Source organism: Burkholderia contaminans, from assembly GCF_029633825.1.
Lineage (GTDB): Bacteria > Pseudomonadota > Gammaproteobacteria > Burkholderiales > Burkholderiaceae > Burkholderia > Burkholderia contaminans.
The window spans coordinates 2,174,284-2,197,246 of sequence record NZ_CP090641.1 but is presented as its reverse complement, the minus strand read 5'-3'; the positions used below and the strand labels follow the sequence as shown (position 1 = coordinate 2,197,246).

Genomic DNA, 22,963 nt, shown 5'->3' with positions numbered 1-22,963 from the left:
CAGGCATGCGCGAACGCATGGCGAATGATGGTGCGATCACCTCACGCGCGCTTGCGCATCGCATGCGTGACCCGCGCGTTCGCTTCGAATTTCGCGCGATGCGTCGAGAAGAACGTCCGCACGTTGCGGACATTCGATGCGCCGGTGAACAGCCGCCGCGCGAATTCGTCGTATTCGGCGACGTCCGCCAGATCGGCCACCACGACGAAATCCGGCCCCGGCGACACCCGATAGCACTGCGTGACGGCCGGCTCCGCACACACGTACGCTTCGAATGCGTCATAGTCTTCCGCTGTCTGCCGGTCGAGGCTGATCTCGATCAGCGCGGTGACGGCCGTGCCGATCGCCACCGGATCGAGCACCGCGACCTGCCTGCGGATCACGCCAGCCTCCGTCAGCCGGCGCACGCGGCGCATGCAGGTGGGCGGCGACGACAGCGCGCGCTCGGCCAGCTGCAGGTTCGATACCGACGCATCGTCCTGCAGGATCGCCAGGATGCGCAGGTCGAGATCGTCGAGGGTGATGCCGGCCATCGGCGGCTCCTTCCGGTCAGGGTGTGAAATTTAATTTCAACATGATAGACGATCTTCCATACGTTTCATTTGTTCTCGTATTTTGAAATTTAATTCCATTTGACTCCCCCTACCATCGCTCTCACTGATCCAGACAGGACATTTACGGAGCGCGATATGTGTGGAATTGTCGGGGCGGTTGCCCAGCGGGACATCCTGCCGAACCTGGTCGACGGCCTGAAGCGGCTCGAATACCGCGGCTACGATTCGTGCGGCGTCGTGGTCTACCGCGACCGGGCGCTGGCGCGCGCCCGCAGCGTCGACCGCGTGGCCAACCTGCAGCGCGAGATCGCCGAACAGGCGCTGTCGGGCTACACCGGCATCGCGCACACGCGCTGGGCCACGCACGGCGCGCCCGTCACGCTCAACGCGCATCCGCACTTCTCGCCGAGCGACGCCAATGCGCGCATCGCGCTGTCGCACAACGGGATCATCGAGAACTGCGATCAACTGCGCGCGGAATTGCAGGCGCATGGTTACGTGTTCGCGAGCCAGACCGACAGCGAGGCGATCGCGCACCTGATCGATCATCTTTACGACGGCGACCTGTTCGACGCGGTCCGGCGCGCGGTCGCGCGACTGCGCGGCAGCTATGCGATCGCGGTGATGTGCCGCGACGAGCCGCACCGGATCGTCGGTGCACGCGATGGCATGCCGCTCGTGGTTGGCGTCGGTGAAGGCGAGAATTTTCTGGCGTCGGATGCGATTGCGCTGTCGGGCATTACCGATCGCATCGCTCACCTCGAGAACGGTGATGTTGCCGATATCCAGCTGCATCGTTACTGGATCGTCGATGCGGCCGGCCAGCGTGTCGAGCGCGCCGTGCAACGGGTCGCCGCGCATAGCGGGGCGGCCGATCTCGGATCGTATCGCTACTACATGCAGAAGGAGATCTTCGAGCAGCCGCAGGCGGTGGCCGATACGTTGCTCGATGTGTCTTCGATCATGCCGGAGTTGTTTGGTGACGGTGCGTGGCGGGTTTTCAACGACGTCGATTCGGTGTTGTTGCTCGCCTGTGGCGGCAGCTATCACGCGGCGCTCACCGCGAAGTACTGGATCGAGAGCATCGCGAAGCTGCCGGCCAGCGTGGAAATTGCCAGCGAGTTTCGGTATCGCGATAGTGTGCCGAATCCGCGGACGTTGGTTGTCGCGGTGTCGCAGAGCGGTGAGACGGCGGATGTGCTGGGTGCGGTGCATGTCGCGAAGCAAAGCGGGATGATGCATACGCTCGCGATCTGCAATGTCGCGACGAGCGCGTTGATGCGGGAATGTGCGCTGCAGTTCGTCACGCGCGCGGGGATCGAGATCGGGGTGGCTTCGACGAAAGCTTTTACGACGCAGCTCGTGGCGTTGTTTCTGCTGACGTTGTCGCTGGCGCAGGTGCGCGGGCGGCTGAGCGACGACGAAGAGAAGGAGCATCTGCGTGCGCTACGGCATCTGCCGGACGCGATGTCGAAAGTGCTCGCGCTCGAACCGCAGATCATGGCGTGGTCGGAACTGCTCGCACGACGCGACAACATGCTGTTTCTCGGGCGCGGGATGCATTATCCGATCGCGCTGGAAGGCGCGCTGAAGATGAAGGAGATTTCGTATATTCACGCAGAGGCTTATCCGGCGGGAGAGCTGAAGCATGGGCCGCTGGCGCTGGTGAGTAACGAAATGCCGGTGATTGCGGTTGCGCCCAATGACATGCTGCTCGAAAAACTCCGGTCGAACATGCATGAGGTCAGTGCGCGGAATGGCAGGCTTTTTGTGTTCGCGGATGTGGACTGTGGGTTGGTGCCGAGTGAGGGGATCGAGGTCATTCGACTCAACGAGTACTACGGGCCGCTTTCGCCGATTCTGCATACGGTGCCGATGCAACTGCTCGCGTATCACGCTGCGCTGGCAAGAGGGACGGATATCGATAAGCCAAGGAATCTGGCGAAGTCGGTGACGGTGGAGTGAGGGGGATTTTCTTCCCTTTGTTGTTCTCGAGAAATGAAAGCGTCCCGTAGCCTCTCCTTTCATGAAAAAGGCGATGAGACTACATCCTGTCACTACACTCCAAAATGGCATCAACGTGACGCGCCAACAGCATTTCGTTGATTCGACGGACGCCACTTGCCGACCGAACAAGCTTATAAATCTGCTCGCCCTGCAATACCCTCTCCCCGGTCAACGAGCATATTCCGCACGTCCTCGCAGTGGTACGCTGCCACGTCTGACACCCGAAGTGTCCACGGCAGGGATGGCCCCAGGCCAATGAGACAGTGTGGTCGGACAGTCGCTCAAGAATGCGAATTTGCACGTCCTCCGGCCAACGTATATCAAGACCTCGGCGTGCATTGCCCCTGTCACCGGCCGCAGAAATCTGCTCGTGGGGACTACCCTTCCCTGACAAGAGAGTGACGATATGCATCCACGAAGAATTTATATCGAGCTCACCCACCCTCGCCTCCGCTCTCGAAGACAGCACACTCAAATCAATACTGACCAGGCGTTGCCAGCGAAATTGTCAGAGACATAGAGCCGGCCGGCCGAACATTCTCCTCGAACGCCCGAGGCGCCGGTTACCGACGTCGCGGGGTTCGCAGGAGGGTCTCCGCACATTTCCGCTGAAGCAACGTCGACACACCAGGCGAAATGCAAAGGCCGGCAGTAACAATACGAGGCTCGGTGGAGAAAAGGCCAATACCTCGGCCTTCTTTCCGCGGAGGCGAACTAGCCCTGAACGAACGCCAGCAACTCGGCGTTGAGGACGTCCGCATTCACCGTCAACATGCCGTGGGAGAAGCCCGGATATGTCTTCAGCGTTCCGTTTTTTAACAGCTTGATGGTCTTCAGCGCGGAGTCGCCGATTGGAACAATTTGGTCATCTTCGCCGTGAAGTACGAGCGTCGGCACCGAAATGTTTTTCAAGTCCGTTGTTTGATCCGTCTCGGAAAACGCCTTGATGCCCTCGTAGTGTGCCTTCGCGCTACCCATCATTCCTTGACGCCACCAATTCTGGATAACGCCTTGATGCACCGTCGCGCCTTGTCGATTGAACCCATAAAACGGACCGGCGGGCAGGTCGACAAAGAACTGTGCTCGGTTCGCCGCCAATGCAGCGCGCAGGCCGTCGAACACATCAATCGGGAGTCCCTCTGCATTTGACTCGGTCTTCAGCATCAAAGGCGGAACAGCACTGACCAGTACGGCCTTTGCAACCCGTCCAGCTGGCTCGCCGTGCTTGGCGACGTACCGCGCGACTTCGCCGCCGCCAGTCGAGTGGCCGATATGAATGGCGTTCTGCAGATCGAGTTCTTCCACGACGGCGAACGCGTCGGCGGCGTAATGGTCCATATCGTGACCTTCCGAGACCTGCGACGAGCGTCCATGACCTCTGCGGTCGTGTGCCACTACACGATATCCCCGCTGAACGAAGAACAGCAACTGGGCGTCCCAATCGTCCGCCGACAGAGGCCAGCCGTGATGGAAAACGATGGGCTGCGCGTCCTTCGGCCCCCAATCCTTGTAGAAAATTTCTACTTTATCTTTGGTTGTGACGAACGGCATGGTAACCCTCTCTCGATTTGACAGCTTTGATTTGCGTCCGACCTTGCGGCCAGGCGGCTATCTTCAAACGCTCCGGCGAGCCGGAAGCTTCAAGCAAATCCGCGAGCCAAGCATCATCCGGAGGGGGCTACACTCACAGCACACCCCAATCGGATTCGCATATTCGTAACGTGGGAGAATCCCTACCGCGATGCAGACGCTGCCCGCTCAACCTTTCCACGGTCACGGCATCGACGGTCTCGGCGAAGTCAGGCAGACCACGCCGAGTTGCGTATTACGCTGCAGAAGTTACCTGGACAAAAGCTTGGGTCTTTGTCTGCAATGACATCTGCTTTCACGTTCCCGAACGTAGTGTCCGGTTTGTGTTTGATTCCATCGTAGAAAGCTTGAATGATGTCTTCCTTGAAATTGTCGGTGCGGGGATGTTGCCGCACGACGGACTCACGCTCCTCGTCGCTGTACTCCCGATAGGTCAAGCCGAGCACGTCCATTTCAACACCGGCAGTGACGAGCGCGATGACCGGGCTCATATGCTGTGGGATACCCGGCGTGGTATGCAGGGCAATCGCCGTCCAGACCGTGTCGATATCGGACTGAGCAATACCGTTACGCTTCAGGAAGTCTCTCGCCGCGTTTGCACCATCCACTTCGAAACGTTCGTGGCTGCTGCTATGTTTCTTCGTCAACCCCATGTCGTGGAACATGCAACCACAATAGAGCAGTTCGGGGTCGAAGTTGAGCCCTCGGTGCTTGCCGGCGAGAGCACCGAAGTAGAACACTCGGCTCGAGTGGTGAAACAGCAGCGGAGGCGCAGTTTCCCTCACAATTTCAGTTATTTCCCGAGCCAATTTGCTATCCGGGATAGCAACGTCGTTTACGCTGAAAGTCATTCGAGTATCTCCGGTTGTCCTGCCGACACAGTCACCGCCTTACTTGGTGACTTCAGGCTCCGACCGCACTGCGCTGGAGACGTACGCATCGAGCGCTGCGAGTGCCGCCGAAACACCAGCACCATATGCCGGGTCGGCCTTCGTACAGTGCTCGACGTGCAGGTCGCGGACAGGCCTGGATACGCCGTACATCGCCCGAGCCGTGTTATCAAACAGCATCTGCTGCTGCGCCGCCGTCATCAAACGAAACAGGTCGCCGGGCTGTGAGTAATAGTCATCGTCGACTCGATGGTTCCAGTGGTCGGCTGCCCACTCGATCGACAGCGGCGGCTCGCTGAAATCCGGTTGGTCAAGCCATGCTCCCTTCGTGTTCGGATTGTACGAAGTCGTGCCCCCCTGATTGCCGTCGACACGCAGAACACCGTCACGGTGATAGCTGTTGGTGTGCGTCGACGCACGCGGAGCGTTCACGGGAATCTGGAAATGGTTGACCGTCAGTCGGTATCGCTGCGCGTCGCCATAAGAGAAAAGACGGCCCTGCAGCATCTTGTCCGGAGAAAAGCTGATTCCAGGAACGACATTTGCAGGATTGAAGGCAGCCTGCTCTACGTCTGCGAACCAGTTCTCCGCGTTACGGTTCAGTTCGAAGTACCCTACCTCGATAAGTGGGTAGTCCTTCTTCGACCAGACCTTCGTCAGGTCGAACGGATTCACCTTGTACGCGGAAGCCTCACTCTCCGGCATTACCTGGAAGTACAGGTTCCACCTCGGAAACTGTCTCGCCTCGATGCTCTCGTAGAGGTCGCGGTGGTGACTTTCGCGGTCGGAACCCATGATCCGCGTAGCTTCCTCGTCGGTCAGGTTTTCGATTCCCTGCTCGCTGCGCATATGGAACTTCACCCAGAACCGTTCGTTGCTCGCATTGATGAGGCTGAACGTATGGCTACCAAAGCCATGCATGTGGCGGTACGAGCGCGGAATACCGCGGTCGCTCATCACGATTGTGACCTGGTGCAAAGCCTCCGGTAGTTGCGTCCAGAAGTCCCAGTTGCTTTCGGCATTTCGCAGGCCGGTCCGCGGGTCGCGCTTGATTGCATGGTTGAGGTCAGGGAACTTCAGAGGATCTCTCAAAAAGAAGACCGGTGTGTTGTTTCCGACCAGATCCCAATTCCCCTCTTCCGTATAAAACTTCAGAGCGAAGCCGCGAATATCTCTCTCGGCGTCTGCTGCCCCTCGCTCTCCTGCAACCGTCGAGAACCGAGCAAACATCTCCGTCGTCTTACCAATGCGCGAGAATATTTTTGCCCGGGTGTATCGTGTGACGTCGTGTGTAACGGTAAAGGTACCGAACGCACCCGACCCCTTCGCGTGCATGCGACGCTCAGGGATCACCTCGCGGTCGAAATGAGCCAGCTTTTCGAGAAACCAAACATCTTGCAGGAGTGCGGGACCACGAGGCCCAGCTGTCTGAATGTTTTGATTGTCGGGAACCGGTGCGCCAAAAGCCGTCGTTAGCTTGCTCATCATGAACCTCTCGGATTGTTACCGTTGAGTTGCTCGTCGCCCAATGGCATCAACTACCGCGGCGCCTTTCCCAAGGTTCTACCTGACGGTTTCACCGGGCACGCGCGCTGCCTCATACAAGCAAGATGATTGGGTTCGGTAATGCAGAATCTCTAGTCGCAATCACGATATCGAAAACCATAAAACGAGTCCTGTACGCAACCTGACGCATCCTGAAAAAGGCCGCCGCAATATCGTTCGTTTGAGCCAAAAACAACTCGACTCGGCGGCCGGCACTTCATCGCGAGTTTTAAGCATGCCGGTACCAACGAAGAACGATATGCCCCACGAAGGCGCACACTTTCCCAAACCGAGCGTGCCGGGAATCCCCAACAACCAACTTTCTAAATTTTACACATTGAAATAAATGTTAATTTTCGGCATGAACCACTTAGCTAAAATTAACACCTTATAACTAGATATTCCCGCCTTCAGGACCAACAATCAGTTCTTGCTGCATCGCCACACAGGTGCCCCTTTCAGCGATAACGGCGGCAGACTCGGCATTCCGGCTCCCGATTCACTATAGAAAAAACACTTGTCCGTTGCGCACCTTGTGGAGCATTGAGATGGTCACACTACCTGATAGCCAATACGAGTTTGGTAAGACCATCGTCTCGGCTCATCGGCGTGAGTTGGTGCATGGGGGTAAGCGAGTCGAGATCGGAAACAGAGCATTTGACCTGCTGTTGCTATTACTTGAAGAACGCGGTGTCGCGGTCAGCAAGAATAGAATTATGGAGGCGGTGTGGCGCGGGCGTATCGTTGGGGAGAACGCCCTGGAAGCTCAAATTTCGTCGCTGCGGCGTGCGTTGTCTGAAGACCGGAAAGCGATTCTCACCGTCGCAGGGCGAGGGTATCAATTCGTAGGTCAATTGCGCGAACATTCCACCCCGACTCCCAGACCGATCTTCACTGGTACGTCGCCTTATCGTGGCAGCCGGAAGCCGCACATCCCGAAGTACACTTCTCGCTGGTTCGGACGCGACATCGACAAAAAGGCGATTGCCAGTCGACTGGAAACTTCGCGCTTGGTGACGCTGGTAGGCGCGGGCGGTGTCGGAAAAACCAGACTTGCAGTTGAAGCAGCGAGCCAGCTCGCGCCTGGCTTTCCGGACGGCGTGTGCGTTATCCAAGTCGGGTCGATTACCACCCCCGACGAGCTTCCCTCTCTCGTTGCTTCAGCACTCATTCCGTACGTGCCGGACGGTGCGACGCAGCTGCAGTTTCCGTGCATCGAAGGCAAGCACATACTGATTCTGCTCGACAACTGTGAACATCTTCTCGGCCCGGTGTCCGAATTTTCGGAGAGGCTCCTGGAGGCGACGTCAACGATTCGTCTGTTGGCTACAAGTCGTGAGGCACTGCGGGTTCGGAACGAAGCCATTTTTCCGGTTTCCCCTCTCGAGCTGCCTCCTGCCGAAGACATTGACAACGTGGAATGCTATCCCTCTGTGGCCATGCTTCTTGACCGTGTCGGAGACGCATTTGTCACATCCGATCGCGGAGCCATGATGGCCGCTGCGAGAATCTGCAATGCTCTCGATGGAGTACCACTTGCTATCGAGTTGTCCGCGGAATGCGTGCCGGCGTTGGGATTCGATGGCGTCGCTACGCAACTGAATAACCGATTCGAATTGCTCACCCACGGTTTCCGTACTTCTCCACCTCGACACAAGACTCTTCGCGCGTCAGTCGATTGGAGTTACGAACCGCTTTCCCAATCTTGCAAGAAGGTTCTGAATGCACTGAGCGTATTCGACGAACCATTCACCTTGACTGCCGCGCATCGCACGTTCAGTCGCGACGCGATTCCAGAATTGACGGTCACGTCTTCGATAATAGAGCTGGTCGAAAAATCACTGCTGACTCCCGTTCCCCAGTCCAACCCAGTGGCATACCAACTGTCTAACACCGTGCGGGCCTATGCACACGAGAAACTGCGGGCGGGCTGCGCGAAACAATAAGACGGCATTCAAGCAACCGACAGCACCGTCCTCGCCACGTTCGGACGACGGTGCCGGGGCACGCATCAAGCCTTGATGAACTGAAGCAGGTCCGCATTGATTTGGTCGGGATTCGTCGATGCCATCCCGTGCGGAAACCCGGGATACACTTTGAGCGTCGCGTTCGGCAGCAACTTCGATGAAAGCAATGCGGAATCAGCGATGGGTACGACCTGATCGTCGTCGCCATGCATGACCAGCGTGGGAACTTCAATCCGTCTGAGGTCGGCTGTAAAGTCGGTCTCGGAAAATGCCTTGATACAGTCGTACTGAGCTTTGGCGCCCCCCATCATCCCTTGCCTGAACCAATTGTCGATCAGGCCCTGCGAGACCTTCGCTCCGGCGCGATTGAAGCCGTAGAACGGACCAGAAGGTACATCGCGATACAATTGGGCTCGATTGGCCAGAAGCGCGCTTCGGAAAGAGTCGAAGACCTCGACCGGCGTTCCGTTCGGATTCGACTCGCTCTTTACCATAATGGGCGGAACAGCGCCGATGAGGACGGCCTTCGCCACCCGGCCCTTGCCGTGCTGGGCCACGTAACGGGTGACCTCGCCGCCTCCGGTCGAATGCCCGATATGTATCGCGTTCCTCAAATTCAACGCTGTAGTCAGCGCCGCAACGTCTGCAGCATAAGTGTCCATCTCGTTGCCGCTCAGCGTTTGCGTCGAACGCCCGTGTCCGCGTCGATCGTGGGCAATCACCCGGTATCCGTGGGCGAGGAAAAACAGCATCTGTGCATCCCAGTCGTCAGCGGAAAGGGGCCATCCATGATGGAACACTATCGGCTGACCGCTTCCCCAATCCTTATAGAAGAGTGTGGTGCCGTCCTTCATCCTGATGGTTTTCGAGTCGCTCGCGGGATACGAAGCCGTCAATGCCTGCGCCGCTTTTGCCACCGTTACAGGCAACGCGCTGGCGGCTACGGCCGTTCCGATTGCCTTCAGGAACCCACGTCGAGGCAAGGATGTAGAAGTCCTGGTTCCAACAACAAAGTTTTCCATTTTTTCGTCACCTGTGTCGTTCAGAGAGAATGAGCCGTAGCGCCTGGTAAGCCCACCATTGGTTAGCGGCAAAGGCGCGGCAGCCGCGCGCGCTGTTTGCAGCCATTCGACGATACCCAGTGCCACCGGCTCTGTCCTTCTGCTGGTCTTACCGGACCTGAAAACGCTGCAATCAGTATCGAGATTCGATGCCTGTCGAGTAGCACCTGTAATTCGGCCTTGCCCGGAGGTCGGCAAGTTGGTCGCTATAGGCCCTGCCGACCTTGCCCGCGTCGCCGGCGCGAAGTCGGTTTTCGATGGTCTGGGCACGACCCACCATGCAAATTCGACTATGTCGGGTTGACGCCGAGAATTCAGACGGGCACGGCATTAAATCAGGCAGACAGCCGACGATGTGAGCTACGATGGAAGAGCGATTGATAAGGACAGCAGACAGCAATGGTCGGCCAGCTCATTGGTCTCCGCCAATGCATCGTAGCCAGCTCTGCACGACCCAAAGTTGAGTGACGCTATGACCGTACCGTCGGACCTTCCAGAGGCATTCTCCTTCGGCCAAACCGTGGTGGTGCGCTCGCGCCGCGAACTGACACATGCAGGTACGCGGGTTGAGATTGGCGGACGCGCCTTCGACCTATTGATAGCGCTGGTGGAAGCGCGCGGCATGCCTGTCAGCCGGGACACGCTGCAAGCGAACGTCTGGGTGGGCCGGGTCATCGAGGGAAATACGGTAGAAGCGCGGATATCAGTCATTCGGAGAGCGCTGGGAGACGATCGAGACGCAATTGCGACAATCGAAGGGTTCGGCTATCAGTTCGTCGCGGAGATAACACCGGTAGATGCGAACTTCTTCGGGCTCGCGCAACCCGCTTTGCATCGCGCAGTTTCCGGGAGGCGCTCGGTGCCACCTCCGGCATCGAAATTGATTGGCAGAGCGCGCGAGCTAGCCGCAGCTACTGCGATGGTCGAAAGTCATCGCATCGTCACTTTCGTAGGTCCAGGCGGAGTGGGAAAAACCAAGCTCGCATTCGAGATTGCCCGAAATTTGACCTCAAAGTATGCGGGTGGTGTCTTGTATTCGGACCTCGGCTCGATATCGGAAGCCACAACACAGCTATTCGAGGGCATCGAGCGGGATTTCCGCCCGCACCCACAGCTACTGATACTGGATAGTTGTGAACACCTCATCGATAGTGTCGCCCATGCGATAGAGCGCTTTCTAAACGTTGCGCCCTCCCTCACCATCATTGCAACCAGCCGAGAAACGCTTCGTATAAACGGTGAGTACGTGTTCAGAGTGGCCCCGTGCGAAGTTCCGACACGTCAAAATCTTGCCAACGCGCGCTCTTTGGGTTCGATACAAATACTTGAACACTACATTTCTTCAGCGATAAAGGAAGCGGACCTCCCCGCTGCGATTGAAATATGTCAGCGGCTCGACGGCATTCCCCTCGCGCTCGAGTTGGCATCCGCATGTGTCCCGGCACTCGGACTTGGCGGTGTCGCAGAACAACTTGACGACCGCTTCGCGCTTCTTACGCGTGGAACACGAACAGCGGTAGCGCGCCATCGAACATTGTTGGCCAGCCTCGACTGGAGCTACGAACTGCTTGACGAAAAGCAGAAGGTAGTTCTGGAACGCCTAAGCCTTTTTTCAGGCCAGTTCACTCTGGATGCGGCACAGCACATTGCCGCGGACGATGCCGTTAGCGCTCAGGATGTGCTCACCAGCATTCTGGACCTCGAGAAGAAATCGCTGATCGGCGTACGGATATATGAGACGAGAAGAGTATTTGAATTGCTCGAATCGGTGCGCATGTATGCGCAACTCAAGCTTCGTGACCGTAGTGATTACCCCGTTTTCGCGCGACTTCATGCGCGATACGTGCTTGCGGCCCTGAACGAAACAGTACCTGGCAGCGCAATGCTGCCATCAGCAGGCTCACCAGATGGTGGAACTTCTTTCCTTGACGACTTAAGAGCGGCGGTCAATTGGGGATTCGCACCCGGTGGGGACATTGCCATGGCCGTCGATTTGGTACTTGCGAGCACGGCAGTTTTGATGCGCGCTTCGATGGCGAGTGAATGCTTGGAGCAAATAGAACGGGCGCTAAAAATTCTTGCGACGCGCCCTGATCGTGACGATCTAACCCAAATGCTCAACAGGGCCCGGGAAACTTGCCTCACCCAGCAGACGACGGCTCATAGCCGAATCCATCGCTAGTTTAGTGAATCACCTCACGTCAGGTTGATTGCAACCCGACAACTGACGCAAATCCTTTGCAACTCGAGTGCGGGGCCCTCATGCAAATCGACTCAAGCATAAAGCGCTATTACTGGGAGCCGCTATGCCGTGCGACGGTGCTCGTCCTGGCCTGGCCCCGTCTGTACATCGACCAGATGGGCTTTCGCCGTTTCTATGATTTGATTCGACAACTCCGGATCGTCCACTATGCGCGACATCGTGACCGCTCCAATCATTGTCGTCAGTGTATAAATCGCGGCAGCGCGTGCCGACTCACCATCCATGTGCGAATAGCGCGTCGCAATCAGGTCGACAAGATTGCGGAAGCCCTTGGTCGCTATCCCGCGCGTCTCGGCATCTGCGCGCGCAAGCTCGCTACCCATTGCCACGAATGGGCAGCCAGCCAGTCCCCCCTCGTTACAGTCAGAGGTCAAGAAGCTCTCCAGGTGCGACAGGAAACGCCCCTGCTCTTGACTGGCAACAGACTCAGCCGACCCGACTAAAGATTCGAGTGTGACCGCGCACGCTTCAGCCACGAGCTGTTCCTTCGATTCGAAGTGACGATAGAACGCACCGTGAGTGAGCCCTGCGGCAGCCATGATTTCCGCTACGCCCGTCGCGCGAATTCCGTTCCGTGCAAAGGTCTGCGCCGCCACCTCGACAACCCGCGCCCGCGTCGCCGCTGTATCTGCCTTAGACCGCTTCATTTGCTCCTTCCTCCGTCGAATCGCCTCAACCGCCCCCTCCGGGCGCGGCCCCTCACTACCGCCATGATAGCAACTTAGATGATGAGTTTTATCTAAATTTGACTTTTTAGATGATGAGGATTACCTTTACGGCGTTTAGTATCAACTCATCAGCTAAACGTATCGAGCAGCAGCTCGGCCGTGACAGCTGACAGCGCAGCGCTGTGTCTCTCATCCAGCGGTGCATACGTCCCGCAGCTTGATTGAGGAATACGATGAACGAGAATTCTGAACGGTCCGAACCTAATTCCGCGGCTGTCGGCAAGTCGCACAAGCCTCGTCTACGGGCCAGGGTCGGTGCTGCGGCCGTCGTCCTGGTCTTCCTGGCGGCCGGCGCGACGGCCATGCATGCGAACGAACAGTCGAAGACTACAAAAGTAGTCGCTCCGTCCGGTCCGGCTGTTGCGGTGAGCACTCCCTTACAGCGAGCCATCGATACGCGCCTGAATTTTCTCGGTCAGTTTTCTGCCGTCCAGCGCGTTGAAATCCGCGCACAGGTCGGTGGCGCGCTGACTGGCATCCACTTCGTGGACGGTGCGATTGTTCATAAGGGAGACCTGCTGTTCGAGATTGACCCGGTTCCGTACCAGATCAAGCTGCGCGAAGCGCATGCCCAGCTCGACAGCTCCAAGGCCCGGCTGGAACTGGCAACGCGCGAATTGGCCCGAGCAGAAGTCCTCAAGGGCACAGATGCGGGAACTGCTGAGAATGTCGAACAACGGACCGCTGAAAAGATGGCCGCAGCCGCTGCGGTAGAGAACGCGACCGCACTCGTACGAGACGCGCAGTTTGACCTGGACCACTGTCGTGTCACCGCACCGTTCACCGGTCGAATGGGTAACCACCAAGTGTCGGTCGGCAATCTTATCGCCGGCAGCCGCGCGGCAAGCAGCCCGACGACGTTGCTGGCAACGCTCGTCTCGTTAGACCCGATGTACCTCGATTTCGACATGAGCGAGGGTGACTACATGGCGTTCATGCGGGAACGAGCGAAACAGCGCAACAGTGCCGCGAACAGCGTCGACATCTCTCTCAGCGATGAAGTCAAGTACACGCGGCAAGGCACCCTCGACTTTGTAGACAACGCGCTCGACCGCTCGAGCGGAACAATTCACGCCCGCGCAATTGTCCCCAACAACGACCTGCTGCTCACTCCCGGTGGCTTCGCTCGCGCGCGCCTGGCCATCAGCACTCCGCAGTCCGCTTTGCTTGTGCCGGATGCCGCGGTGCTGCAGGACCAGTCTGAACACGTCGTCCTGACCGTAGGCCCCGACAACGTCGTTACGCCGAAGCCCGTGCAACTCGGAGACCTCCGCGATGGCCTGCGCGTCATTCGCTCGGGGCTCACTCCGACCGACAAGGTAATCATCGACGGACTGGCTACCGCCCGCCCGGGGGCGAAAGTGACGCCCCACGCAGGCGCAATTGCGATAGCCGACCAAGGTTGAGGACGGTTCCAATCATGAAACTCGCTCACTTCTTCATCGACCACCCCCGATTTGCGGCGGTGCTGAGCATATTCATCACGCTCTTCGGGTTGGTCACGCTGAGTTTTCTGCCCGTGGCTCAGTACCCGAACATCGTACCGCCGACAGTCCAGGTGACGACCGCCTACCCCGGCGCATCAGCGGACACGATTGCCCGCACCGTTGCCACGCCACTCGAGCAGGCCATCAACGGTGTGGAAAACATGGATTACATCAGTAGCCAATCAACGAGCAACGGCTCACTGAGCATCACCGTGACGTTCAAGGTGGGTACCGACATGAACGTTGCTCAAATGCTCACGGAGAATCGCGTACAGGACACGCTGTCTCGCCTTCCGGAGGAAGTTCAGCGACAAGGGGTAACCGTCAAGAAGACTATCCCGGCGGTGTTGCTGGGCATTCATCCGTACTCACCCGACGGGTCGCGCGACGCGCAGTACATTTCAAACTACATGATTCTTCACGTGAAGGATGAAATTGCACGGCTCCCGGGAGTATCGGACATCACCACGACAGGAGAACGCCAGTTCGCGATGCGCATCTGGATTGACCCTGACAAAGCAGCAGTCCGTGACATCAGTGCGGCACAAATTCTCGCAGCATTGCGTGCGCAAAACGCCCAGGTCTCCGCAGGCACGGTCAATGACCCTACCGTCCGTGGCAGTGGAGCCTACCAAATCAGTATCGAAGCGCTTGGACGCCTCACCACCCCCGAGCAATTCGAAGACATCATCGTGAAGTCGGACAATGATGGCCATGTGACGCGCATTCGTGATATCGGCCGTGCCGAACTGGGCTCGTCGGACTATGGAACACTGGCGTATGCGGACAAGAGTCCTTCAGCGTCTTCCTGGGTCTATGCGATTCCAGGTTCCAACGTGGTCACGGTCGAGCATGAAGTGCTCGACAAGATGAAGGAACTCCGCAAGAGCTTTCCGCCGGGCCTGGACTACAAGATTGTCTACGACCCGACGACGTTTGTGAGCCAGTCGATTGACGAGGTCATCAAGACGATCTTCATCGCGATTCTCCTCGTCGTCGGCGTCGTGTTCATATTTCTCCAAAGCTGGCGGGCAACAATCATCCCGGTGGTTGCAATTCCTGTCTCGCTGATGGGGACGTTCACCATCCTTGCGGCATGCGGTATATCGATCAACAATCTTTCGCTGTTCGGTCTCGTCCTTGCGGTCGGCATCGTGGTCGATGATGCCATCGTCGTGGTGGAAAACGTCGAGCGAAACATGCGGCTGGGGATGTCACCGCGTGAAGCAGCACATCGGACGATGGACGAAGTGTCGGAAGCTTTGATTGCCATCGCGCTCACCCTGTGCGCCGTATTCGTACCGGCGGCTTTCATCACTGGAATCTCGGGCCTGTTCTTCAAGCAGTTCGCCACGACAATCGCCGCATCGACAATCATCTCGTGCTTCGTGTCGCTTACGTTGAGTCCCGCACTGTGCGCCATCCTTCTCAAGCCGCACGCCGGATCTCACTCGCATACCGGACCGCGAGGACGATTCAATTACCTCGTACAAGGCGGCTTTGGTAGGTTCAATGCCGCATTCGAGTGGCTGTCGTCAAACTACGGAAGGATGACATCACGCTTCGTTCGCGCAACATCAGTAGTGCTCATCGTGTATGCCGTGCTGATTTCCCTGACGGGCTTCCAGTTCTCCAGAATGAGCACGGGCTTTATCCCGGAACAGGATCAAGGCACCCTCGCGGTGCTCGTCCAGTTGCCGCCGGGCTCCAGCCTGGAGCGAACAGACAAGGCCGTGAAGGAGGTCAACGACATCATCCTCTCGACTCCCGGAATCGAGCACACATCGCCGCTCACTGGATTCGACGTGACGACAGGAACGAACGCGCCCAACACCGGAACCGTGTACCTCGGATTGCCGTCCCTCTATGGCCATCACATTCCTGGCGTCAACGCGGCGGAGATGATCAGGCGGCTGCGTGAGCGTCTGAAGGTCGTCAACGACGCGTTTGTTCTCGTCGTCCAGCCACCACCGGTGCAGGGGCTCGGAAGCCCCGGTGGATTCAAGCTGATGCTGGAAGACCGCGGCGGTGTAGGGCCGCAAGCCCTGGCGCAGGCAGCAAATGCGCTTGTCAAAGCGGCCAACAATGACCCCGCCTTCGCGGGTGCATTCACCTTGTTCAACGTGGGCGCTCCTTCGCTCTACGCCGATATTGACCGCGTAAAAGCAGAAAAGGTCGGCCTCACGCCAACAGACGTCTTCTCCACGCTGCAACTCTATATGGGTTCGCAGTACGTCAACGACTTCAACTATCTCGGGCGGACTTTTCAGGTCTTCGCACAAGGCGACTCACGATTCCGACAATCGCCCGAAGATATTCTTCGCCTCAAGGTTCGCAATGCCTCGGGAGAAATGGTGCCGGTTGGCACTGTCGCTACGCTGCGTGAAAAGACGACCCCATATCGTGTGCCCCGCTACAACCTCTACCCAGCAGCGGAAGTGCAAGGCATCGCAGCGCCGGGTGTGGCTTCCGGCGTAGCTCTGAAGCGGATGGAGGAACTCGCACGGCAAGTTCTTCCGCCGGGCGTTGCGTTTGAATGGACCGACCTCGCCCACCAGCAGCAACTGCCGCATACCCCGACGCTGGCGATATTCGCAGCGGCCGCACTTTGTGTATTTCTCGTGCTCGCCGCCCAGTACGAAAGCTGGAAGATGCCGCTTGCCATCGTGCTCATTGTTCCGATGTGCCTGTTGGCATCGTCGACGGGGCTGCATGTACGAGGCATGCCAATCGACATCCTTGCTCAAATCGGCTTCGTCGTCCTCGTAGGACTCGCAGTAAAGAACGCCATTCTGATTGTCGAGTTTGCGCGTCAACGAGAGCACCACGGCGACGACACTGAAGATGCTGCGGTCAGTGCCGCCAAGACTCGCCTGCGTCCAATCTTGATGACATCTTTCGCGTTCATTCTTGGAGTAGCGCCGCTGGCTGTCGCCACCGGCGCCGGCGCGGAGATGCGCCAATCGCTGGGAACGGCGGTTCTGTTTGGCATGATAGGCGTGACTGTCTTCGGACTCCTCTTCACGCCGGCAATCTATACATTCATCCGGAATTTCAACAATCCTGACGCAAAGAAGGCATTGAGTCGTGTGTTTTCCGGCGGGAGCGCAAAATGAAACGCATGACCTTCTTGAAGACGAAAACGTATGTCGCAAGTGCGTTGCTTGGGCTGGCGGTAACTGGTTGTGCAGTGGGCCCTGATTACGTTGCACCGGAGCCTGCACTTACGGCTTTTCACAATACCGCCGCAGCGCCGAACTCTCAAAGCAGGCAACGACCGTCGCTCGACCAGTGGTGGCTCGCCTTCGATGACCCCATGCTCGTTCAGGTTGTGCAACGCGCTCTCGCCCAGAACCTTGATTTGGTGGCATCCGTCGCCAGGGTACAGCAAGCTCGTGCGGCGGCGGCTGGCGCGGGCGCCGACCTGCTGCCTACGGTTGATTTCGGCGGGTCCGCAACAGCAGAGCACCAAAGTACATTGAGTCCGACAGGCAAGCTCGCCTCGAGCCTTCCAGGCTACTCCCGTACGAGCCACGAATACACGTTGGGGCCTTCAGCCAGTTGGGAAATCGACCTGTTTGGCGGGTTGCGGCGCGACGCCACGGCAGCACGCGAAGAAGCACAGGCAGCAGAAGCCGACCAGGCCGGCGTACGCATCAGCGTAGCTGCGGACGCCGCGGACGCGTACCTGCAAATTCGCGGTTATCAAGCCCGCCTCGGGGTAGCGGAGGACCAGATTGAGACCGACAGACGGTTGCTGCAACTCGTCCGTGACCGATACAACGCCGGTTCTGCAACCGGAAGAGAGGTGGCACAAGCAGATGCATTGCTCAAGCGGGCGCTCGCCACCGTTCCTCCGTTGCGCATCGGACTGGAGAAGCAGTTGAATCGCCTCGACGTCCTGATGGGGGTACAGCCGGGAACTTATGCGAGTGAGCTTGGGACACCGCACGACGTTCCCGCCGTGCCGCCGATACCACGCGACAACTCACCTACGGACATGCTTCGTCGTCGACCAGACGTCATCGCGGCAGAGCGTAGGCTCGCTGCTTCAAATGAACACATTGGCGCAGCGATATCAGACTACTATCCGAAAATCTCGCTATCTGGCGCACTCGGTCTTGATAGCGTTGGCACCAACCGCATGTTCAGCGCTTCTGCCTTCCAGGCAGTGGGCGGGGGGGCGTTACGTTGGCGGCTATTCGACTTCGGCAAAGTGGATGCGGAAGTAAAGCAAGCCAAGGGGGCTAACGCAGAGGCCCTGGCTATCTATCGCCAGTCCGTGCTGCATGCTGCCGAGGACGTCGAGAATGCGCTCGTTACCCTTTCTCAGACTCAGATTCGTCTGGCGGAAATCCAGGACCAGATCGAGGCTCTGACGAAAGCTCGCGACTTGTCTCAGCAGGCATATCGCGCAGGGTCAATCACGTTGACGGACGTTCTCGACGCCGACAGCCAGTTGCTCTCCGCGAGAGACGAGCTTGACTCCAATCGCGCGGACGCCGCGCGGGCCGCAGTAGGCGTCTACCGGGCATTGGGCGGTGGATGGGAACCCGCCACCCATAATCTGACGGCTAGCCGCTAGTTGCCGCGGCTATGGCCAGTGTCGCCACGCCAGTTTGCAATCAGAACACCGGGCTCTTACCTTCCGGTCGAACCGCTGAACGCATGCTACCAGGCCGCTCGAACATTTTCAGGTTCCGTGCAGATGTGGAACAGGACATCTGAGTGGAAATCTCTTACGGTTACGGATAAGCCGGCCAGGGCTTGGGCTTGGGCTTGGGCTTGGGCTTGGGCTTGGGCTTGGGCTTGGGCTTGGGCTTGGGCTTGGGCTTGGGCTTGGGCTTGGGCTTGGGCTTGGGCTTGGGCTTGGGCTTGGGCTTGGGCTTGGGCTTGGGCTTGGGCTTGGGCTTGCGGAATTTTGCCAGCAAGCCTCTACACACGTGCACATACGCTCGCGTCGCCGGGCTTCTTCCCGAAACCGAACCACAGCACCATATGGAGGATAAATTGACCACACCTGTCGCCATCGGAGGGATAGTCGCGCCGGACTCAGCATTGACGCGCAGCGCGGCTTCTCTCGTCGAGCGAGTTCATTCAAGGCCGATCCTGAATCACGTCCATCGCACTTGGTGGTTCGCAGAATTTCTCGGTACGAAGCGCGGACTCAAGTACGACCGCGAACTCGTCTATCTCGCAACCTTGTTGCACGACTTGGGGTTGACCGAAGAATTCAGTGCTGACCAGCGCTTCGAGGTCGACGGTGCTGATGCTGCCACTCGATTTCTCATCGCGAACGGCTATGCCGAAACGAAGACTCGATTGGTCTGGGATGGAATCGCCCTGCACTCCAGTGCCGGCATTGCCGACCGGAAGCAGGCAGAAATTGCACTCGTCTTTCTCGGCGCTCATGTCGACGTTCTTGGCTTGAACTTTAACGAGCTCACACCAGCCTTCGTCGATGACGTTCTCTCGATATATCCCCGCGAGGGCATGAAATCCGCATTCATGCAAGCACTCGCCGAAGTTGTCCGCAAGAAGCCTCATACTGCAGTTGGGACCGGGCTTGCAGATATCGGGCGCCGGCACATCCACGGCTTCGATTGTCCGAATGTTTGCGACCTCATCGAGAATGCGCCTTTTGACAGCTGAAGACCGGCAGCACGAAAGCGCCCAGGAGAACGCAATCTGGCGCAATCCTTACAGACTCATGATGCGCGAAGCCCTGAACGCGATTGCTGTCGTCGGGTGATGCGACCGGGAAGCTCCGACCATAAGAGACGATTGAGCGGCGCGGAGCACCGACTACCGAACACTGCTGTAGCCGAAAGACTCTTTACACATATCCATATAAGCCCTCTTTGACGCACGGCATCACCCATCGAGGGCGGGGACAGAGAAGTAGTGGCGCGGACTGGGGCGAGTCACTCTCGACGAGAAACCGCCACCAATGCCATTTCCCGGAACAGAGCAGCTTCGGCTTTCCCGACCCGTTCCTCGAAGGCCTTTTGGGCGGCTTTCCAATACGGCTTCGCCTGGGCAAGCTTTCTCAAGCCCGCTTTCGATACCACCAGCGTCACCGCACGGCCAAGCTTCTCCTCTCCCTCGCAAACATAGCCCGCCTCGCGCATGGGCTTCAGCGCACGAACGAGTGTCGTGCGCTCCATCTCCATCTTTCGAGCCAGCTCCGCGACAGTGATGGCCGGCGTGAACTCGAGCAGCGACAAAATCGAGAACTCCGACGAAGTAATCCCAGCGGGTTCAAGGCAACTTTCATAAATGCGAGTCACAAAGCGAGCACTCCGCCGGGCGGCCAATGCATAACAGACGTCAGGACTATCGAGGTCCACTGATGGTGACGTTCCACCCGGCTTCTTCATCACGTGCTCGTACATTCAGGCACGTCATGGTAGCAGAACGCCAGCGGAGCTTAAGCAACCGTCGGGTCGATGTAAGCCGAATGCTTCGAGGACAGTGTCCGCTTCAAAGCACGCGTTTGCTCGTCGGCCAGAATCTCACTCTCGCCTGCTTCCAGTGCATCGAACGTTTGACGGGCCACATCGGCTGGCGCGCTCTTCGGCACATCGAAGCCTCTCGTGAGATCGGTATCCATCACGCCAACGTGAAGCCCCAACACCTGAATACGCTCTTCCGCCACCACCGCACGGATATTGTTCGTATAGCTCCAAGCCGCAGCCTTCGACGCCGCATAGGGTGCGAGAAACGGGACGACTCGCCACGTGGCATCTGACAGCACGTTGATAATCGCTCCCGTGCCATCTTTCGGTAGCGACGGCTGGAACGCGGCAGTCACGCGCATCACACCGTAGTAGTTTGTCTCAAAGAAGCGACGAGCCTGCTCTGCAACATCTTCGGAAAATGGAGCGCTGGTGACTTCAGCAATTCCAGCGTTGTTGACCAGCACCGTGGTGTCTGCCGCAATCTTGGCTGCCTCGGCAACCGAACGAGAATCCGTTACATCAAGCTTGACCGGGGTAACACCGGGCTCACTGAAGCTATCCGGATTGCGCACGCCTGCGTATACTTTCGCGGCGCCCCGAGCCACTGCCTCTCGCACGAATGCAAGTCCAAGACCACGGCTTGCGCCGGTCACAAACACAACTGCACCTTTGATACTCATCGCTGACTCTCCTGTTGATAAAAAACCAAGTTCATGTCCGGCAACCAAGCCGTTATGCTCGAAGTCACTCGCTCAGGACAGAAAAAAACCATCACCAATCTCTTCTCTCAGGACCGGATCCAGTCGTCGAGAAAGGTGCATGGCGGCATCGAGCGGCTCGAACGTCACACTGACGCGCGGCACCTCGCCACCTTCATCGCGCTGGATGACAGCGACACCGCGAATAGCAATTCCATCGACCAGAACCGCGTCGTACTGCAGCAAGGTACGGTTATCGACGACACCCAGGAACGTCGGCGTCTGGGTCTGATACAGCGCGCCAACGGCTGCAATGACACTTTTGATACGCTCACGGCCAGATACTGGCTGGCGCAGCAATGTGCTCGAAAGGACGGCGTCTTCGGTGAGGTCATCAAGAAACGGGTGACGACCGCTGTTGTTGCCTGACATGGTGTACTCCTATCAATATCGGGATGACTGGAACTTCACACGACTACATATTCCATGCGGCACAAATATAATGTGCAATTACACATGAATCGATGTTGCCGGAACAAACTCACATGTCCGAAAGCGGCAACAATCGGCCGAGCTGCACGACACTCACCCATACAACGGGCATATCCATGGAGCCATGGGCCGATGAATTCCGTCGCATGCGCGGCTGCTTGTGCTGCATGGTCTCGCCTCATGCCCAACGCACCTTCAAGAATTCAACCCGAGGAAAGCAGTCGCCCTTGAGTTCGTTGCCCATCCGAGCACATGCTTCATGACGTGGGTTATCGTCTGCATGTCGAAGTGATTCCCATACCCGACATGCATCCATGGGTGACTTGAAACCACCCGCGACAATCAAGGCGCAGCATTGCTGCCCTGTATGTTAGGCCCGCCCGACCCAGTCTCGGCCCCCTCTTTCCACGATTTCAGTTCTGCTCAGTCGTTTTCAGGGTTTGGTTCGATATCTGCAGTAACCAGCGTGCATGTGTAGTCGAGATTCGCTGGAGCAGCGAAATCGAAAGCTGAACGTCGGCCTCAGAGCCGGGCTAACTCCTGCCATTGACATCCACTTAGATGCATATCATCATCTATATTCATGATACTGCGAATCGAGGTAGACGATGCGGAAGTCAAGAGCCGAGACGGCCGAAACTCGCCAGCGGATAGTCGAAATTGCGGCTCAACAGTTCCGGAGCAAAGGGATACAAGGCACCGGACTTAACGATGTCATGTCCGAGGCGGGGCTGACACATGGCGGGTTCTACCGTCACTTCGAATCGAAAAACCAGTTGTTGGCGGAAGCGTTTGAGCTGGCGCTCTCGTCGGTTGTCGACTCGCTCAGTGAGTCGGCACGCAAAACCGGTGGCAAGGCGGGGTTTGCGTCCATGGTGAACAGCTATGTGTCCAGGACCCACCGCGACAATGCCGCTGACGGATGCCCGTTTGCTGGCATGGGCAGTGAACTCGCTCGTGCCGACGAGCTGACACGCGAGGCCGCAACATTGGGGTTAAGCAAGATGGTCGAAGCTCTGGCGGAGCACATCGGAAGCGGCGAAGCCGGGGATGATATGTCCCATCCCAATGCGATGTTCGCCCTGTCCGCAATGGTCGGAGCGATAACGCTATCGCGAATTGTCTCCGACCCGAAGACATCCGACGCTCTCCTGAAAACAGTAAAGCGCCATTTGATCGAACTGTGACGACAATGGCACCTCCAGCTTGGTCCTGTTTCA

19 protein-coding genes are annotated in these 22,963 nt (G+C 57.9%); 8 read left to right on the top strand and 11 right to left on the bottom strand.

Going from position 1 to position 22,963, the window contains the following annotated elements; genetic code table 11:
• Positions 1-41: 41 nt before the first annotated feature.
• The gene (locus LXE91_RS27510; RefSeq protein WP_021160045.1) at positions 42-533 is read right to left on the bottom strand and encodes an Lrp/AsnC family transcriptional regulator; all 492 of its coding nucleotides are present in this window, start codon (positions 531-533) and stop codon (positions 42-44) included.
• Positions 534-689: 156 nt separating this feature from the next.
• Between LXE91_RS27510 and glmS the strand changes: the two genes are divergently transcribed.
• Positions 690-2,519, top strand: a complete 1,830-nt coding sequence (glmS, locus tag LXE91_RS27505) for a glutamine--fructose-6-phosphate transaminase (isomerizing) (protein ID WP_039354179.1) — start codon at positions 690-692, stop codon at positions 2,517-2,519.
• 79 nt (positions 2,520-2,598) lie between these two features.
• Here the strand turns inward: glmS and LXE91_RS43775 are convergent, their stop codons facing one another.
• The 4 genes from LXE91_RS43775 to LXE91_RS27490 all read right to left on the bottom strand — a co-directional run bounded on the left by LXE91_RS43775 (position 2,599) and on the right by LXE91_RS27490 (position 6,526).
• Positions 2,599-2,973, bottom strand: coding sequence for a DUF3331 domain-containing protein (locus tag LXE91_RS43775; protein WP_076841395.1), 375 nt, complete (start codon positions 2,971-2,973; stop codon positions 2,599-2,601).
• 302 nt (positions 2,974-3,275) lie between these two features.
• On the bottom strand, positions 3,276-4,112 hold the full coding sequence (locus LXE91_RS27500; RefSeq protein ID WP_039354177.1) for an alpha/beta fold hydrolase: 837 nt from the start codon (positions 4,110-4,112) through the stop codon (positions 3,276-3,278).
• A 248-nt stretch (positions 4,113-4,360) separates the two neighbouring features.
• On the bottom strand, positions 4,361-5,002 hold the full coding sequence (locus LXE91_RS27495) for an HD domain-containing protein (protein WP_039354175.1): 642 nt from the start codon (positions 5,000-5,002) through the stop codon (positions 4,361-4,363).
• Between the two features lie 39 nt (positions 5,003-5,041).
• Positions 5,042-6,526: a catalase gene (locus LXE91_RS27490; RefSeq protein ID WP_039354639.1), complete on the bottom strand. Its 1,485-nt coding sequence runs from the start codon at positions 6,524-6,526 to the stop codon at positions 5,042-5,044.
• Positions 6,527-7,134: 608 nt separating this feature from the next.
• On the opposite strand from LXE91_RS27490, the gene LXE91_RS27485 reads away from it, so the two are divergent.
• On the top strand, positions 7,135-8,532 hold the full coding sequence (locus LXE91_RS27485) for an ATP-binding protein (RefSeq protein ID WP_069301817.1): 1,398 nt from the start codon (positions 7,135-7,137) through the stop codon (positions 8,530-8,532).
• A 65-nt stretch (positions 8,533-8,597) separates the two neighbouring features.
• Here LXE91_RS27485 and LXE91_RS27480 read toward each other — a convergent pair whose 3' ends face one another.
• The gene (locus LXE91_RS27480) at positions 8,598-9,407 is read right to left on the bottom strand and encodes an alpha/beta fold hydrolase (protein WP_046196704.1); all 810 of its coding nucleotides are present in this window, start codon (positions 9,405-9,407) and stop codon (positions 8,598-8,600) included.
• Positions 9,408-10,086: 679 nt separating this feature from the next.
• On the opposite strand from LXE91_RS27480, the gene LXE91_RS27475 reads away from it, so the two are divergent.
• Positions 10,087-11,796: an ATP-binding protein gene (locus LXE91_RS27475; RefSeq protein WP_046196705.1), complete on the top strand. Its 1,710-nt coding sequence runs from the start codon at positions 10,087-10,089 to the stop codon at positions 11,794-11,796.
• A 122-nt stretch (positions 11,797-11,918) separates the two neighbouring features.
• On the opposite strand, the gene LXE91_RS27470 is transcribed toward LXE91_RS27475, so the two are convergent.
• A complete protein-coding gene (locus tag LXE91_RS27470) occupies positions 11,919-12,524 on the bottom strand; it encodes a TetR/AcrR family transcriptional regulator (protein ID WP_046196706.1) in 606 nt (201 codons plus the stop codon).
• A 254-nt stretch (positions 12,525-12,778) separates the two neighbouring features.
• Here LXE91_RS27470 and LXE91_RS27465 point away from each other — a divergent pair, with 254 nt between their 5' ends.
• The 3 genes from LXE91_RS27465 to LXE91_RS27455 are packed head-to-tail and all read left to right on the top strand — an operon-like array spanning position 12,779 to position 18,677.
• Positions 12,779-14,011: an efflux RND transporter periplasmic adaptor subunit gene (locus LXE91_RS27465; RefSeq protein WP_039354168.1), complete on the top strand. Its 1,233-nt coding sequence runs from the start codon at positions 12,779-12,781 to the stop codon at positions 14,009-14,011.
• Positions 14,012-14,025: 14 nt separating this feature from the next.
• Positions 14,026-17,208, top strand: coding sequence for an efflux RND transporter permease subunit (locus tag LXE91_RS27460; protein ID WP_039354165.1), 3,183 nt, complete (start codon positions 14,026-14,028; stop codon positions 17,206-17,208).
• Positions 17,205-18,677: an efflux transporter outer membrane subunit gene (locus LXE91_RS27455; protein WP_039354164.1), complete on the top strand. Its 1,473-nt coding sequence runs from the start codon at positions 17,205-17,207 to the stop codon at positions 18,675-18,677. Before LXE91_RS27460 ends, LXE91_RS27455 begins: the two co-directional genes overlap by 4 nt.
• 160 nt (positions 18,678-18,837) lie before the next feature.
• On the opposite strand, the gene LXE91_RS27450 is transcribed toward LXE91_RS27455, so the two are convergent.
• Positions 18,838-19,023: a hypothetical protein gene (locus LXE91_RS27450; protein WP_278068137.1), complete on the bottom strand. Its 186-nt coding sequence runs from the start codon at positions 19,021-19,023 to the stop codon at positions 18,838-18,840.
• Positions 19,024-19,102: 79 nt separating this feature from the next.
• On the opposite strand from LXE91_RS27450, the gene LXE91_RS27445 reads away from it, so the two are divergent.
• On the top strand, positions 19,103-19,744 hold the full coding sequence (locus LXE91_RS27445) for an HD domain-containing protein (RefSeq protein WP_039354633.1): 642 nt from the start codon (positions 19,103-19,105) through the stop codon (positions 19,742-19,744).
• Positions 19,745-20,016: 272 nt separating this feature from the next.
• On the opposite strand, the gene LXE91_RS27440 is transcribed toward LXE91_RS27445, so the two are convergent.
• The 3 genes from LXE91_RS27440 to LXE91_RS27430 form a co-directional block, all read right to left on the bottom strand.
• The gene (locus LXE91_RS27440) at positions 20,017-20,472 is read right to left on the bottom strand and encodes a MarR family winged helix-turn-helix transcriptional regulator (protein ID WP_046196720.1); all 456 of its coding nucleotides are present in this window, start codon (positions 20,470-20,472) and stop codon (positions 20,017-20,019) included.
• Positions 20,473-20,522: 50 nt separating this feature from the next.
• The gene (locus LXE91_RS27435; protein ID WP_039354163.1) at positions 20,523-21,233 is read right to left on the bottom strand and encodes an SDR family oxidoreductase; all 711 of its coding nucleotides are present in this window, start codon (positions 21,231-21,233) and stop codon (positions 20,523-20,525) included.
• Positions 21,234-21,305: 72 nt separating this feature from the next.
• Positions 21,306-21,683, bottom strand: a complete 378-nt coding sequence (locus LXE91_RS27430) for a hypothetical protein (RefSeq protein WP_076841399.1) — start codon at positions 21,681-21,683, stop codon at positions 21,306-21,308.
• 668 nt (positions 21,684-22,351) lie between these two features.
• Between LXE91_RS27430 and LXE91_RS27425 the strand changes: the two genes are divergently transcribed.
• The gene (locus LXE91_RS27425; RefSeq protein ID WP_039354157.1) at positions 22,352-22,930 is read left to right on the top strand and encodes a TetR/AcrR family transcriptional regulator; all 579 of its coding nucleotides are present in this window, start codon (positions 22,352-22,354) and stop codon (positions 22,928-22,930) included.
• Positions 22,931-22,963: the final 33 nt, after the last annotated feature.